14 protein-coding genes, 1 tRNA gene and 1 pseudogene are annotated in these 15,003 nt (G+C 35.1%); 3 read left to right on the forward strand and 13 right to left on the reverse strand.

Going from position 1 to position 15,003, the window contains the following annotated elements; translation table 11 throughout:
- Nucleotides 1-241 precede the first annotated feature (241 nt).
- The gene (ispH, locus tag OZD68_RS03120) at nucleotides 242-1,171 is read right to left on the reverse strand and encodes a 4-hydroxy-3-methylbut-2-enyl diphosphate reductase (RefSeq protein WP_182309757.1); all 930 of its coding nucleotides are present in this window, start codon (nucleotides 1,169-1,171) and stop codon (nucleotides 242-244) included.
- A gap of 20 nt (nucleotides 1,172-1,191) precedes the next feature.
- Here ispH and OZD68_RS03125 point away from each other — a divergent pair, with 20 nt between their 5' ends.
- Complete coding sequence (locus tag OZD68_RS03125; protein ID WP_182309695.1) at nucleotides 1,192-2,739, forward strand: peptidoglycan D,D-transpeptidase FtsI family protein; 1,548 nt, start codon at nucleotides 1,192-1,194, stop codon at nucleotides 2,737-2,739.
- Nucleotides 2,740-2,741: 2 nt separating this feature from the next.
- Here OZD68_RS03125 and OZD68_RS03130 read toward each other — a convergent pair whose 3' ends face one another.
- Complete coding sequence (locus OZD68_RS03130) at nucleotides 2,742-3,050, reverse strand: hypothetical protein (RefSeq protein WP_010081942.1); 309 nt, start codon at nucleotides 3,048-3,050, stop codon at nucleotides 2,742-2,744.
- 175 nt (nucleotides 3,051-3,225) lie between these two features.
- On the reverse strand, nucleotides 3,226-3,933 hold the full coding sequence (gene elbB / locus OZD68_RS03135) for an isoprenoid biosynthesis glyoxalase ElbB (RefSeq protein ID WP_182309696.1): 708 nt from the start codon (nucleotides 3,931-3,933) through the stop codon (nucleotides 3,226-3,228).
- Between the two features lie 136 nt (nucleotides 3,934-4,069).
- Between elbB and OZD68_RS03140 the strand changes: the two genes are divergently transcribed.
- The gene (locus tag OZD68_RS03140) at nucleotides 4,070-5,056 is read left to right on the forward strand and encodes a hypothetical protein (protein ID WP_182309697.1); all 987 of its coding nucleotides are present in this window, start codon (nucleotides 4,070-4,072) and stop codon (nucleotides 5,054-5,056) included.
- A gap of 188 nt (nucleotides 5,057-5,244) precedes the next feature.
- Here the strand turns inward: OZD68_RS03140 and OZD68_RS03145 are convergent, their stop codons facing one another.
- The 10 genes and pseudogenes from OZD68_RS03145 to carB all read right to left on the reverse strand — a co-directional run bounded on the left by OZD68_RS03145 (nucleotide 5,245) and on the right by carB (nucleotide 14,658).
- On the reverse strand, nucleotides 5,245-5,796 hold the full coding sequence (locus tag OZD68_RS03145; protein ID WP_182309698.1) for a 5-formyltetrahydrofolate cyclo-ligase: 552 nt from the start codon (nucleotides 5,794-5,796) through the stop codon (nucleotides 5,245-5,247).
- Complete coding sequence (locus OZD68_RS03150; protein ID WP_182309699.1) at nucleotides 5,780-6,400, reverse strand: ferredoxin reductase domain-containing protein; 621 nt, start codon at nucleotides 6,398-6,400, stop codon at nucleotides 5,780-5,782. Before OZD68_RS03150 ends, OZD68_RS03145 begins: the two co-directional genes overlap by 17 nt.
- Before the next feature lie 97 nt (nucleotides 6,401-6,497).
- Complete coding sequence (locus OZD68_RS03155) at nucleotides 6,498-7,643, reverse strand: SurA N-terminal domain-containing protein (protein WP_182309700.1); 1,146 nt, start codon at nucleotides 7,641-7,643, stop codon at nucleotides 6,498-6,500.
- Nucleotides 7,644-7,827: 184 nt separating this feature from the next.
- Nucleotides 7,828-7,918, reverse strand: a tRNA-Ser gene (locus tag OZD68_RS03160).
- Nucleotides 7,919-8,120: 202 nt separating this feature from the next.
- Nucleotides 8,121-8,273: a hypothetical protein gene (locus OZD68_RS03165; protein WP_179943781.1), complete on the reverse strand. Its 153-nt coding sequence runs from the start codon at nucleotides 8,271-8,273 to the stop codon at nucleotides 8,121-8,123.
- 44 nt (nucleotides 8,274-8,317) lie between these two features.
- Nucleotides 8,318-8,824, reverse strand: a complete 507-nt coding sequence (ppa, locus tag OZD68_RS03170; protein ID WP_151807542.1) for an inorganic diphosphatase — start codon at nucleotides 8,822-8,824, stop codon at nucleotides 8,318-8,320.
- Nucleotides 8,825-8,893: 69 nt separating this feature from the next.
- The gene (locus OZD68_RS03175; protein WP_182309701.1) at nucleotides 8,894-10,108 is read right to left on the reverse strand and encodes a WD1261 family protein; all 1,215 of its coding nucleotides are present in this window, start codon (nucleotides 10,106-10,108) and stop codon (nucleotides 8,894-8,896) included.
- A gap of 264 nt (nucleotides 10,109-10,372) precedes the next feature.
- A pseudogene (locus OZD68_RS06775) lies at nucleotides 10,373-10,826 on the reverse strand (IS110 family transposase); the annotation flags it as partial.
- A complete protein-coding gene (locus tag OZD68_RS03190) occupies nucleotides 10,823-11,038 on the reverse strand; it encodes a hypothetical protein (protein ID WP_006279709.1) in 216 nt (71 codons plus the stop codon). The pseudogene OZD68_RS06775 and the gene OZD68_RS03190, both read right to left, overlap by 4 nt.
- 164 nt (nucleotides 11,039-11,202) lie before the next feature.
- A complete protein-coding gene (gene carB / locus OZD68_RS03195) occupies nucleotides 11,203-14,658 on the reverse strand; it encodes a carbamoyl-phosphate synthase large subunit (protein ID WP_182309703.1) in 3,456 nt (1,151 codons plus the stop codon).
- A gap of 138 nt (nucleotides 14,659-14,796) precedes the next feature.
- Here carB and OZD68_RS03200 point away from each other — a divergent pair, with 138 nt between their 5' ends.
- Complete coding sequence (locus tag OZD68_RS03200) at nucleotides 14,797-14,958, forward strand: hypothetical protein (protein WP_259366074.1); 162 nt, start codon at nucleotides 14,797-14,799, stop codon at nucleotides 14,956-14,958.
- Nucleotides 14,959-15,003 lie beyond the last annotated feature (45 nt).

The following is a 15,003-nucleotide window of genomic DNA, read 5'->3' on the forward strand; positions in this document are numbered from 1 at the left end:
GACGCCGATACATTAAGTAATCCTTACCTTTTAATCTGCAGATTGGCGAAAGCAAATACAATAGCTTCAGCTTCATGATAAGAGGGCTGGCGGAGTTTGTCAAGCAAGTTTTTTCGTTTCTATTCCCAATAAAAGTTTGTTATATTGTTATGCAAGAAGTCTAATGAATCGCGGTATGACGTCTTAGCTATAGATGCTGGTTTGTGTGATTTCAAGAGAAGTTTAGTAGATAAGTTGTGTTTTAAACCAGATTCGGTATTTTAAACTGAACATTTTCAGTAATACCACCTGGCATAACTGAAATTTTTACACTCAGGTTTACTTTTAGGTAGTCTATTAATTCATCAACTAATATGTCAGGAGCGGAAGCACCTGCAGTGATCCCTACCTTTTCTACGCCCTGAAACCAGCTTTTATTCACACAGCTGTAATTATCAATCAAGTAGGCTCTTTTTCCTCTAGCAGTGCACAGATCTAATAAGCGGTTTGAATTTGAGCTATTTTTACTTCCTACAACTAATACCATGTCTACAATTTCAGCTAGCTTTTTAACAGCGTTTTGTCTATTTTGCGTTGCATAGCATATGTCCTTTAAATCTGGACCTGTTATGCCTGGAAACCTTAATTTCAAGGCAGCAATAATGTCACGGGTATCGTCGATGCTTAACGTAGTTTGTGTAACATAAGACAAATTATCTGGATCTTTAACCTTTAAATCATATACATCCTGCAAAGTTTGCACTAAAGTGATAGGATTGTTTACTCTTCCCCTAATTCCCTTAACTTCTGGATGGTTTTCATGCCCAATGAGAATTAATTCTTTACCACTGTTTTCATACCTTTTTGCTTCTTTATGCACTTTGCTAACTAAAGGACATGTTGCATCAATCACTTGAATACCCTTTCTTTTTGCCTCATCTTCTATATTTTTTGATACTCCGTGCGCGCTGAAGATCAGTATTCCTTCATTATCTTCAATTTCCTCGATACTGCTTACAAAAACCACTCCTTGTTTCTTAAAGTCCTCTACTATATATTTATTGTGAACAATTTCGTGTAGCACATAAACTTGGCGCTCGTTTTTGTATTTTTCTAAAGTAATAGCTAATATGTCCACAGCTCTTCTTACCCCGGCGCAAAAACCTCGTGGTCCAGCTAAGATGATTTCCATTTTTGTCAAATCAAGTAAATATGCAAGCATTACTTAAAAATAAGCTCCGCTCACTGCGTTTTATAGTACCATTATTTATATTTTATATAATAATTATTTTTCGCATATTCTCTTTAACATTTGATCAACCTACTACTTCAGAAAATTTTAGAAAAGATAATATAGTACATAAACAACCTGATATTTTAGATAGAAATGGAGTGGTAATAGCAACAAATGTGCCCACAACATCACTATATATAGATGCAACCAAAGTAAAGAATCCGGAAAGTATAGCAGCACAACTGTGTTCTACTTTGCATGACCTCGAATACAAGAACTTATATAGAGTACTTACTTCAGAAAAGAAATTTGCTTGGATAAAGCGGCACTTGACTCCAAAAGAATTACTAGCGATCAAAAACGCTGGTGTACCAGGAGTAAATTTTTATGACGACATAAAGCGTATATATCCTCACAGTAATTTATTTTCACACGTGCTTGGTTACACTGACATAGATGGCAATGGTATTGCAGGAGTTGAGGCGTATATAAGTAAAAACAATGAGCAAGAAAAGCCCATAATACTATCCTTAGATACACGAGTGCAAAGCATAGTGCATGAAGAGCTAACTAAAGCTGTAAGCAGATATCAGGCACTTGGCGGAGTAGGAATTGTTTTAAATGTGAGAAATAGTGAAGTCATCTCGATGGCCAGCCTACCTGATTTTAATCCCAACTTACAGAATAAGGCAGAAGACATACAAAAGTTTAATCGTGCCAGTCTTGGGGTATATGAGATGGGGTCGGTATTAAAATACTTTACAATAGCCGCAGCGCTTGATGCGAACGCTACAAAAACTAGCGATTTATATGACGTATCAACACCAATCACCATTGGAAAGTATAAAATTCATGATTTTCATAAATCTAAAATTCCAAAAATTACTGTGCAAGATATATTTGTAAAATCATCCAACATTGGTGCAGCAAAAATTGCAGTCAAACTAGGTATTGAAAAACAGGTAGAATACTTTAAAGCTATGAAGCTATTTTCTCCTTTGAAAATAGAAATACCAGAAAAATCCACACCGATAATCCCGGATAAATGGAGTGAAAACACTCTAATAACAGCATCTTATGGTTATGGCATAGCTGTAACTCCTATACATCTTGCACAAACTGCAGCAGCATTAATCAATAATGGGATATTTCATAACGCAACCTTGATGTTGAATAAAAGAAGTATAGGAGAGCAAATTATCTCAAGAAGAACTTCCAGGGAAATGAGAAAATTATTACGTGCAGCAGTAACAGATGGCACTGGCAGAAAAGCAAAAATAAAGGCATATTCAATAGGAGGAAAAACTGGATCGGCGGAAAAAGTTGTAGATGGTAAATATAGCAAAGATGCAAACATAGCATCATTTATAGGAGTGCTAACTATGCTTGACCCAAGGTACATAGTGCTAATTGCTATTGATGAGCCTCAAGGGATGCAACATACCGGGGGAATAATTGCTGCGCCTATAGTAAAGAACATTATAAATAGAATAGCGCCTATACTAAATGTTACACCTGAGATGTAAAATTATGATTGCTTTACTACAACTTCAAATTTATCATCACCAAAATCCTTATTAATATACCAAGAACCATCATCTTTAGTTACAAATTCAAGACCTTTAAGGTCTTTTTTTATTGTCTTTCCATTTTGACCATCAATAGCGATATTAATATCGAATGTAATAATGTCTAGATTTATCATAGCTTCTTTCCCGCTGCACGAATTTAGACTGAACTTGCCTAACATGACATCATTAAAACTCACTTCCCCTGTATAGACATCACACTGACCGTCCACACAACACGTAGTTTCAATATAGAAAAGATCTGACATACAAAATACCTTAAAAAAAAGAACTAAACATATATGGCCACTACACCACACCGCTAACAAGTAGTAAAGCTTCGATAAACCTAAGTTACTTTAGCTACGTAGCCATAATACAGCTAGAAATGTAAAATTCAACAGTTAATTGTGCGATTAATAGAGAAGTCTTATTTAGTACACCTTATAGGAATGGCTGTTTAGTTTTTTTGTTAATCTTTTTTACCATGCTGTCAATCATATGCTTTATCCCTTGATATACAGAGTATGTACTTTCGTCGCTACGCATATAAGCAGAACAGGAAAATACATTATGTTCTTCGTCTTCTATTGATAACTCTGTATCGCATTTTATGTGCTCGCCGCCAAGCCTTTCTATCGACTGTTCTCTGTCATCTCCTATAGTTACCTTAACCTTACTTTCTTCTTTACCTATCTTGCTACTTAAAATTGAAACAATGATGGCTGGAGATATACATATCGCTCCTATTGGCTTTTTTGTAACAAAAAATTCTGAAACTAATCTTTCAAATTCAGGCATTACTGTCACCATGTCTTTACTTTCAGCTAAGTCAGATAAATTTTTCGCAACCCCGTATCCACCAGGTACAACTAGCATGTCAAAATTTTCAGCTTTGGCTTCTTTTAAGTCATATATTTCGCCTCTTGCGATTCTTGCTGCTTCCACAAGTACATTCCTTTTTTCTTTTGTTGCCTCTTTTGTTCTATGATTCATAACTTGTGTGATATTGATATCAGGTGCAAAGCATTTAACATCCACTTCCTGCTGATCAAGCACAAGCAAACTTAAAACCGCTTCTCTTACCTCTACACCGTCAAGGTGACCACACCCTGATAAGACCACAGCAGCTTTTAATTTTTTTTCACCCATAAAGTACCTTGATTTCATATAATCTAGATATTTTAATACAAATTCTATATTTGGAAAGGGGTATGTTATATCAATTATAATGTAATTAATGATTAGTATGTATAATTAGGCATATTTATAATCAACGAAGCTGAATATGGAATTTAGCAATAGTATGTTTTTTGACACTGACTATCCAGAACTAAGAAAAGCTATTTCAGATATAATAGAAAGTATTGCACAATCCTCACAAGAGGGGAAAAAAGAGTTATTTACAACACTATCAGAACAAGTTAAAGGGATGAACCTCAAAGATTTAGGTTTAGCAATTAATGACCAAGGCTTGCAAAAGGAGGTAAATAAAGAATTATTTATAAAACTCATTGAAGAAGCACTTAAAGATTTAACTTCTGAAAATGTTGACTCAAAAATAATAGAAGAGGCGTTAAAATCTGTTAACCAACAAGCAATAAGTAATGTTATAAATAATAATAAAGGTCCACTGGACAATCTAGTCAATTATTTTAAATCAGCATCTGCAAATAAAAAAATTGGAATAGCTTCTGCCGTAATGGTATTAGGAGCAGCATTTTCTCCACTTATTGTGCTTGCTACATTAATAGCGCTTGTGGCTATTGGAGCACGTTATGTAGGAATAGGTATAGTAAAGGCAGGGGAAAAAATAAAAGAAGGTGCGATTGATGCAGGAAAAGCAGTGAAAAGTTTATCTAAAAATTTAGGGGATAAATTGCCTGAGGTTTGGCCAAAAAAAGATAACTTTAGTAAATTATACAACAGTTTGGCTCAAGAGATTATAGGCTATAATATGTCCGAAGAAGGTGAAAAAATAAAAAACGCCCAGAGTAAAGCAAAGGTCATAGGCATGCTTCAAAATGAAGGGCAGCGATCTGCTATACAAGAGTTAGTAAAGAATGGAACTATTCAAAATTTTTCAGAAGATGACATGAAAAAGCTTAGAGAAAAAGGTACTAGTACTTATGAAAGTGATAAGGAAGCACTTGAGGAACTTATGGAGAAATTTCAATCTAAAATTATGGCCATTGGTGAGGGTAAAATAGAGGAGGTAGAAAAAATGGTTAATGATAAAGTTAACCAAATGAAGTCACCAGTTCCTCAATTATAGCTCTTTTTACAATAATCCGAACAGACCGTAATATGCTACTGGCCTGCTATAGCCATAAACACATATCTTATCGCATTCGGACTATTATAAGAAAGGCTATAGATAGTCCAAGTTCTGAACAAGCGAGTACAGGAGAAACCAAAACCCTCTGATGGCTTGGAGAGGGAGGGAATGGGAAAGGTAGAGATCTATTCTTTTTTATCCACTTTTTTGAGCAACCCACTTCCACATCTAACACACATCTCAGTGATTATAATATCCAATTTTTGATCATGTTGTTCTACAGGTAGATTTTTACAATATTGTTTCTCATAGGCTACACCTATAAATATTTTTCCAAGCGGCCGTAATTTTTTCATCATTGTGTCATACCAACCACCGCCAAAACCTAATCTATTAAAATGATCATCAAAAGCAATAACAGGAGTAATGATTACGTCAGGAATTACGTCTTCATTTGTTTTGTTCCATTCCTCAAATTTTAGTAACTTATTTTTATTAGGAATTGCTACTTTATAATCTAAATCGAGTAAACTATGCATCAAAGGCACAACATCTATTTCCCCGTCCATTGGAATGTAAGCCGCAATTGTTTTGCCTTTAACGTAGCTTAAGTTCTGATTAAAGAGATTAATAAGGGAATTTGCTGCATAACTGGAATAACTTTCATCAATATCTTTTCTTATAGCTTGATATTGCTCTCTTATTTCCTTTTTGTGCTGTTTAATATCTTTGAACATGATCTATCCATTTCGCAGTAAGTTTTTCTTGTAAACTATTTTGCTTCAAACGCTCACTTAAAAAGTCAAAGTCAATAAACTCCATATCCTGGTCTTGATTACTGCAACTATAAACAAAACTTCTTTCTCCTGTTTTCGCATTTATATGTTGCTGCACACACTGAGCGCAGATTTCTTTCATCATACACTGCATAGGAGAATTAACTGATGATATTGCTATGTGGCCTGATTTTAGATATGGCTTTAAAATTGTTTTTCTAGCTTCATTCACAGCTTTCATCATTTTGTCAGAACCAATAGTGATAATTTTATCTATAACGTTCAAATTAATACCTAATCTTCCTTGTTGATAAGAGACTATTGCATCAACTATATTACCATGAAAGGATTTATCTTGATCTCTGCTTGTTTCTATCAATCCTTCTTCACATGCCCAAACTACTGCATTTGATGCACGCTCTATCAGTGCTCGTTTAAATACATCACTTAACTTCTTATAGCCAGCAAAGTACAAAACCTTGTTATTATTTTCAAGACATGCCTTCCCTATCGAAAATAACACTGCATTTCCAACTCCACCACCAATTAGCATTATATTCTTCATGTGCTATTTTAACTGCATTTGTTCAAATTTTTTGAAATTTTATAGAACAAAGTAATTTATATAGTTCTATACACAAAGACAAGGACACTCTCTGACTTCAACTATACCGATAACTGATAGCCGCATTTTTACGCATATCATCTAATAACAAGTTGCTTTGTATCATAATCTTTTGTTGGTACATTTTCTGTTTGATTGCTTCTATACCCGCTACATTACTCTTGATATCACACAACATCATCAACTTTGCAGTGCCATTTTCTCTCAATTCTACTATTTCATTCACACTTGTTTTACTAAATAAAATCTGTAAATCAGGATTTAAATCTCGCATTTTTATTTCAAATTCTTTTGCGTTTGGCAGCTTAAAATTATCTGCCAATTTATCAAAATTTAAACAACTGACCTTTTGCTCCTTGAGATTATCTAATAAACTTTCTGAACCTTCAACCACAATCTGTTTTAATTTTAAAGTGCTTTCCAGCAGTGCATGATTAAGTTGTACTTTATCTATTACTTTTATAACGGAGTAACCTTCACTGAAACTGAATGGACCTGCTATGTCGCTGGTTTCTAATCCTTCTAAAACGCTCTTGAGTTTTCCTTTTAGCTGACTTAAATTAACTGTTGCTTTACGCATCTTTATTGGAGATTCTGGGTTATTACTGTTGCGTAATTTTTTTACTAAATCTTCAGCTATACCATAAACGTCCTTGTCTTTTTGATCAGGAATTATAAACTCTTGGAACGTGATAAGATAATCCGGCTTTTCTGTTTGCCTTTTTACATCATCTACTTCTTTATCGCTTATATTAATAAATGGCACAATTCTTACTTCAATAATTTTGCTCCACAGTAACTGACATTTTATTTGTTTTCTTAAAATACCAAGATCTATATTATGCTTCTCTATGTATTGATCAACTTCATTAGCCTTAAGTTTAAAACTTTGGGTTAAAAATAACATAATAGCATTATCTAACTCCTCGTTGCTCAATTTTATATTCAGCCTCTGTGCTTCATTGATAATGATAATTTCGTCTATTAGCTCCCTAAGCACTTGAGGCTTTGCTTCTTTTTGATTAACACTTTGAGTGCCAAACAATGAATTTATAAAGTTGATGCGTTTTTCGATATCTAAATTTGAAATTGGTTCACCATTTACATCTGCAACAATTTCAATCTCGGTTGCAAGCAACCTAAGTGGCAACACTATCAACAGTAAAATTAGTATTTTATACATACAAGTAAAGTTGTTTAGTTAATAACCAATTCTATAATAAATACTGAGTCAATGCTAGCCAACTTTTTAATAGTGATCTCAGTGACAATGGAAATAAAAACCATTGCAACAAAATCAGGTACGCTGGTAAATAGGCTAAAAACATGCTAATATAGAGGATTTAAACCGTGCTAAAAACAGTATACGGAAGGAGAGGGATTCGAACCCTCGATACGACTTTTGGGTCGTATAACGGTTTAGCAAACCGCCGCCTTCAGCCGCTCGGCCACCCTTCCAAATTTAGAACCTAAAGATTATATAATACCAAGACCTCTACCACCTGTCTAATGCTTTTAATTGCAATATTTGTATCTGTTCAGATGCATGGCTAATGCTGAAACAAAAATTCCAGTGCTCCATTTCTTGTCATCCCAGTGCCCAGACACTGGGATCCAGGATTTTGATTAGCACTAAGTTGGTGAGCATATAAGTGTTATGTTAAAATATAACGTTTTTACGGAAAGTCTGGATCCCAGTGTCACGCACTGGAATGACATCGTTTACTATGTGCCATATTGCAATGTTCGTACAGTTGTGCGCGGTATAGATTCCGCTAACAAGTAGCGGAATGACGAATTTGTTGTTTTTCAAATTGTGGGCAAACCTAAGCCACTTTAGCTATAAATCAATAAAAACTAATTTCTGCTTTTTTCAATGATTTTCTTTGCTTCTTCCACACCAACCCATTCTCCAACTGCTACCGTTTTTCCCTTTTCTAGATCTTTATAATGAGAAAAGAAATGAGTAATTTTATCTAGTAGGCTTTTAGATAAGTCAGAATAGTCCTTTATATTGTCATAATAGCTATCAACACTGGAAACAGGCACAGCTAATATTTTCTCATCTTCTCCTTTTTCATCTTTAGTGAGTAATGCGCCTATTGGACGCACAGATATTAAAACACTAGATGCTAAGGGAAATTGAGTTAGCACCAAAACATCCACAGGATCACCATCACCTGCACAGGTATTTGGTATAAACCCATAATTGCAAGGATAAGTCATTGAGGTAGACAAAAATCTGTCAACTTGTAACAACCCAAGCTCTTTATTAAATTCATACTTTACAGGCTCAGCATTTGCACTTATTTCAATTACCACATTCACCGCATTTGGTCCAGCTGTTATTTTACTTAAATCCATAAATCACCTCTTAACTTAAGAATAAGCATTATACAATATGTGCTTTTAAGTTACCACATTTATGTAGTTCTAAGCTTGTTTTGCATGGAGCGGTCCTAAATTTTCATTCGTCATCTTATTGACTGTTGAAAGTGGTGATTCCTGTGATAATTGAAATAAAGCATATACTATTACGATAGTAAGCACTGCAGCAATTACTAGATTAGCAAAATTATCCTGTGGTAGGACACCTTTTATTGGATTAAATAATTTTTGCTCCATAAAGAAATAATCAGCAACATATAACCCAACAGATAATACAAACATACCTAAAATAAGTTTACAGACTGTGTTTTTATGGTCTTTTTCTTTTTTCTTGCTGGTGATAGGATTTGGCCTACATTCATTCTCTTCTTGCAGCACTGAGTAGTATATATTATCAGGGCTCGTTATTAATTGTTCAAATTCATCACTATTTTGGTTTTTTAACAGTTGCTCTAGGGTGTTTTTTGTATTTATAGGATATATTAATCCATCCATTTTCAATGCTTTCTCTTGCTGATCCACATTCTCATGGTCGATTGTATATTTATCTCTACTTGATAATCCGATCATGTGTAGTTTGCCAGCTAAGAACATTATATAGCTCTCCATTAACTGATTCTCACATATCTCTAATACTTCTCTTTTTACTGTTTTGTTAGATGACGAAAGTTCTTTATAGTGACCACCCAAAGAAAAGAACAATGCTATATCTTTATCTGCTTTTATGTCATGAATGGAATAATAGCTGCTGATAACGCACTTATTTAATGCAAATTCTCTGTTATATTTGTTTAATGTATTTCCTTCACTTAGTAACTTTCTAAGACCAATGAGTACTTTATTTTCAAAATCTTCTTCTGTTTTAAATATTGGTTCTCTCTTTGGATTTGCTAAGATGTTAAGTAAATCTAATTTTCTTCCATCTACTACTTCATTTATATATTCATTTAACTCAGATCCTTTAATAACTTCATATATTTTATCTATGACATCTTTAGTATTCAGGTTATTGTTTTCACTTAGAATTCGATAAGCTAGAGCATAAATTAAAAACAGCCCTTGTAGACTAAATTTTAAGTTAAAATAGTAATCTAATTGTTCATCTTGCTTCTGTATGAATGCAGACAGACCTATGTGATTCCTGTGATCCATAAAACGATCTAAGTCAGCATGTTGAAAGCTACCTAAAAAAATAAATAACGTCTCTAATAAATTACCCTTACCAACAATTTTTATTAGTTCTTCAATTTCTTTTATCATTGCTGAAACCTATAATGTTCTACTTTATAGTATAAGGGATACATGGCAAAATAGCAATAAATGTTATTAGACTTCTTGCATAACCCAAACTAAGTAGAAAAAGGTATAGCTATACCGCCGCGGCACTAACAAGAGATCCCGCTAACACGCAGCGGGATACTATAGCACTTCTCGCAATAGTCCGAATAGGATAAGATATGTGCTTATGGCTATGGTAGAGCAGTAGCATATTATGATCTGTTCGGATTATTGTAAAAAGAGCTATACCTGTTGGATTTGGGTTTTTTGTATTTTCGCTATTTCTACAAGTTGGTTTCTACGAGATAATTTTTGTTTCAAGCAATCAATATTACCATTACTAACTGTTAAAGGAGTAACACGCATATCTGTATTATTAATATAACGTGAGATGATACTGCAGTCTATTTTATCAGTTTTTGTAGTAATACCAAGGCTTTTAGCATAGTCTCTCCCACCTTGGTTGAATGACGTACACCTCAAAACCATTGCTTAGTAAAGTATAGGCACATAATTTTTCGTATCCACCAGTTGCCTCAAGACCAATTTTGGTTACATTATGCAAACGTAAAAAGTCCAGCATTTCATCAATGGATTGTACATTGTTTTCAAATATTTTATAATGCTCAAGTGGGTGAATGTGGAGATCTAATTTACTTTTGCTAACATCAATGCCAGCAATAATGTTTGATGAATTCATAATTCCTCCGTAATAATAACATATACTGCATTTTCCAGCCTTATATACGAGCCTAAAAGCTCAATCAGTTGTTCGGAACTTTCAGTATAATAAACCAGAGAAGAGAACCTTGCTGAACAACGATTCTTATAATCAAGGGGCGTGACGGTTCCTCTTCTCTGTGTGTCTTTAATATCACTACTTTGATATTTATAAAGACTTGTTCTTAACATATAAGGGAAGTGTCCTCTAGGTAAGATTGTGGAGTATTCGTCGCAGCATTTGGCTGTTCAATTACGCTAGTTGATTCTTTAGGTATACTATTTCCTTCAAAATTTCCATCTTTTTATTATGTTCTCTTTAGCATTTTGAGAGTGAATTATTCTAGTTTTGATATTTAACCGTTTTGTATCTGCTGTAATGATTTCACTTCCAATTTGCTATTCTTTACATATTGAATTGCAAGCACTAACGCTTTACTCCCAGAAGCTGTGGTACTGTAAGCTATATTTTGCAAAATAGCAGTTCTCCTGATATCTTTGCTATCTGAAACTGATTTCACACCTTTTGAGGTATTGATCACTAGATTTATTTTTCCATCTTTGAGCATATCAACTATGTGGGGTCTGCCTTCTCTCACTTTATTTACAGTTTGTGCAGCAATGCCATTATTATTCAGATAAGAAGCTGTACCTTTGGTTGCATATATTTCAAAACTCAGTTCTTTCAACATTCGTACAACAGGCAATATATACTCTTTATCATCATCTTTTACTGAAACCAGAGCTGTTCCTTCTGTTGGTAACTTGTATCCTGCAGCCATGTGCGTTTTTGCAAGTGCAGCTTCAAATGATGAGTCAATTCCCATCACTTCTCCCGTTGATTTCATTTCAGGACCAAGTAGAGTATCAATTCCCGAAAAACGCGTGAATGGAAAAACAGCAGCTTTAACTGCAAAATGATTGAAAGGCTTGTTTTCCTGATTCAATTTTTTACCAAAAATAACCTGAGTGGCAAGCTTTGCAATAGGAATATTGATTACCTTGGAAATAAAAGGAACGGTTCGACTAGCCCTTAAATTCACTTCAAGTATGTATACATCACTAGACCTCTTGCATAACTCGATTTCTGAAGGCAATTTTGTCGTCAAAGCTTGTCTGCGCTCCTCAAATACATTCGAGTATTCTGTGGTGCTCATCTGCACTTTTCCTGAAGATTTCTCATCACAAACAGGTTCTGCAAGAGGTCTATTCTCTTGAACAGCAAACTGAATGTTTATCAGACCTTTCACTTTTAATGCTAATGCTATTCTCTCAGTTTGGAGCTCGATCTCTTTTATTACTTCGTCACTCAATGTATTTGTCGGTATTGAGCATGTTGAATCACCAGAGTGGATACCAGCTTCTTCAATATGCTCCATGAACGCTGCAATGAAAACTTTTTCCCCATCACATACAGCATCAACGTCAACCTCAACTGCATTGACTAAAAATTTATCAAGAAGCAGCGAACCATGCTCAAAGATTTTAGTTTGATCTAAGACGTACTCTTTAAAGCTCTGAGTATCGTGTCTAATCGACATAGACTGACCGCCGAGGACATATGATGGCCTGACTACTAGTGGAAACCCCACCTTTTCTGCGTTGGTTAACGCTTCTTCTACTGAATGGCAGATAGAACTTTCAGGTTGTTTTAAATTAAGTTGCAAAGCAAGGTTTTTAAATCTCATGCGATCTTCTGCAAGGTCAATAGAATCAAACGAAGTTCCCAGAATTTTGAAACCTCTCTCGTTAAGCACTTTGGCTAACTTTAAAGGTGTTTGACCACCTATTTGAACTATCACACCAACCAGTGTGCCATTTTCTTGCTCTTTACTTAGTATTTCAAGCACATCCTCTGCAATCAGTGGGGCGAAATATAAACGATCAGCGGTATCGTAGTCAGTTGAAACAGTTTCTGGATTACAGTTGATCATTATTGTTTCATACCCCATTTCTTTGGCGGCAGAAGCTGCATGTACGCATGCATAATCAAACTCAATACCTTGACCAATGCGGTTTGGACCACTTCCTAAAATGACAACCTTTTCTCGGTCAGAAATATTCGCCTCACATTCCGTTTTATTTTCAACATCACCCTCATAGCAGCCATACATATAAGCAGTGCTTGATTCAAATTCAGCTGCACAGGTGTCTACGCGTTTATAAACTTGTTTAATGCCAAATTTTTTTCTTATTTCTTCGATTTGTTTTACTCGATCTCCAGCGTGTAACGCTGGCTGGATCCCAGTGTCACGCACTGGGATGACATTAGAGGGTACTGGAATGACAGAGGTAGGTCTATTACTTAACTTTGCTAATCTTGCATCTGAAAATCCCATTTTTTTCAGCTCTAACATTTCGTACGCAGTTCCAGGAAATCCATTTTCCTTGATTTTTTGTTCAGTTAATATAATTTGCTGTATATTTTGCAGAAACCATAAGTTATATCCTGTAATCGAATTTATTTCTTCTATGCTAATTCCGTGGCGCATTGCGTCAGCAGCAATCAGTAATCTGTTTGGTAGCAATTTTGCTAATTGAGATTTTACGTGATCAATATCAATGTTCTCAGGAAACACTTCATCAAGTCCTGTAAGATCAGTTTCAAGTGAACGAAAAGCTTTCTGCAGTGACTCATTAAAAGTGCGGCCTATAGACATTACTTCTCCCACTGATTTCATGGAGGTTGATAGTTCACAATTCGTTCCTTTAAATTTCTCAAACTCAAATCGAGGAATTTTAGTGACGATATAATCAATCACTGGTTCGAATGCTGCTGGTATTATTGGAGCACAGTCGTTACGTATTTCGTCGAGCGAATAGCCAATAGCAAGTTTAGTTACAACTTTTGCAATAGGATAGCCTGTTGCTTTCGAAGCAAGTGCAGAAGAGCGAGAAACCCTTGGATTCATCTCAATCACAACGAGGCTTCCATCTTCTTTAGGATTCACTGCAAATTGAACATTTGCACCACCGGCACTAACATCAATTTCTCTCAGCACTGCTATAGATGCATTTCTCATCTGTTGGTATTCTACGTCACGCAGAGTCAAAGCAGGAGCAACAGTTATGCTATCACCAGTGTGCACTCCCATCGGATCAACATTTTCTATCGAACAGACTATTATGCAGTTATCTTTACAATCGCGGATAACTTCCATTTCATATTCTTTCCAGCCAATAATTGATTCATCTATCTGAACTTCATTTATTGGCGAAATTTTGAGAGCACTTTCTGCGATATTGAAAAACTCCTCTTTATTATATGCTATACCACTACCTGCGCCACCAAGAGTGAATGATGAACGGATGATTGCTGGTAATCCAACGTAGTCCAAAGCCTTTTTTATTTGTTCTTGATTTTTTATAATGATACTTTTGGGGTATTTCAGTCCTATTCTATCCATGGACTGGCGGAATAACTCTCTATCCTCTGCTTTTTTTATTGCTTCTCTATTTACCCCTATTAATTCTACGTTGTATTTGTCTAACACTCCATCATCTGCAAGTTTTATTGCACAATTGAGCGCTGTTTGCCCGCCCATTGTTGGCAATATTGCGTCTGGCCTCTCCTTAATTATAATTTTCTCTATGATTTCAGGCAGTACCGGCTCAATATACGTCGCATCAGAAAACTCAGGATCTGTCATTATAGTTGCGGGGTTGGAGTTAACCAAAATGACTTTATAACCTTCGCTTTTTAATACTTTACAGCTTTGCGTTCCGGAATAATCAAACTCGCATGCCTGACCTATAACTATTGGGCCTGCTCCTATTACTAATATAGATTCTATATCTGTGCGTTTCGGCATAATTACAATAACGGTCTCTATTCAAGTAATGTTACCAATCTTTCCTGTATATGTGAATTTTTATTAAACCTATTAGCTAATTACTTTTAGGCTTGACGCATAACTGTACGAACATTGCAATTTGCGTGGCAGATTCCAGTGCTTGACACACAGCTGTACAAACATTCATTTTTGAAGGTAAATTGCACAGCAAATGATGTCATTCAAGTAGCTGACACTGGTTCCTTTGTGACGGCAGTGCCCAGAGGTGTCATCCCAGTCTGGGATGGCTTTGTTGCATCGCTACTTATGAAAGGCTAACTATAATTAGGATTATAAGCAACTTATTGAAAATCTTGTTTTTTT

This window comes from Wolbachia endosymbiont of Drosophila bicornuta, assembly GCF_028982105.1.
Lineage (GTDB): Bacteria > Pseudomonadota > Alphaproteobacteria > Rickettsiales > Anaplasmataceae > Wolbachia > Wolbachia pipientis.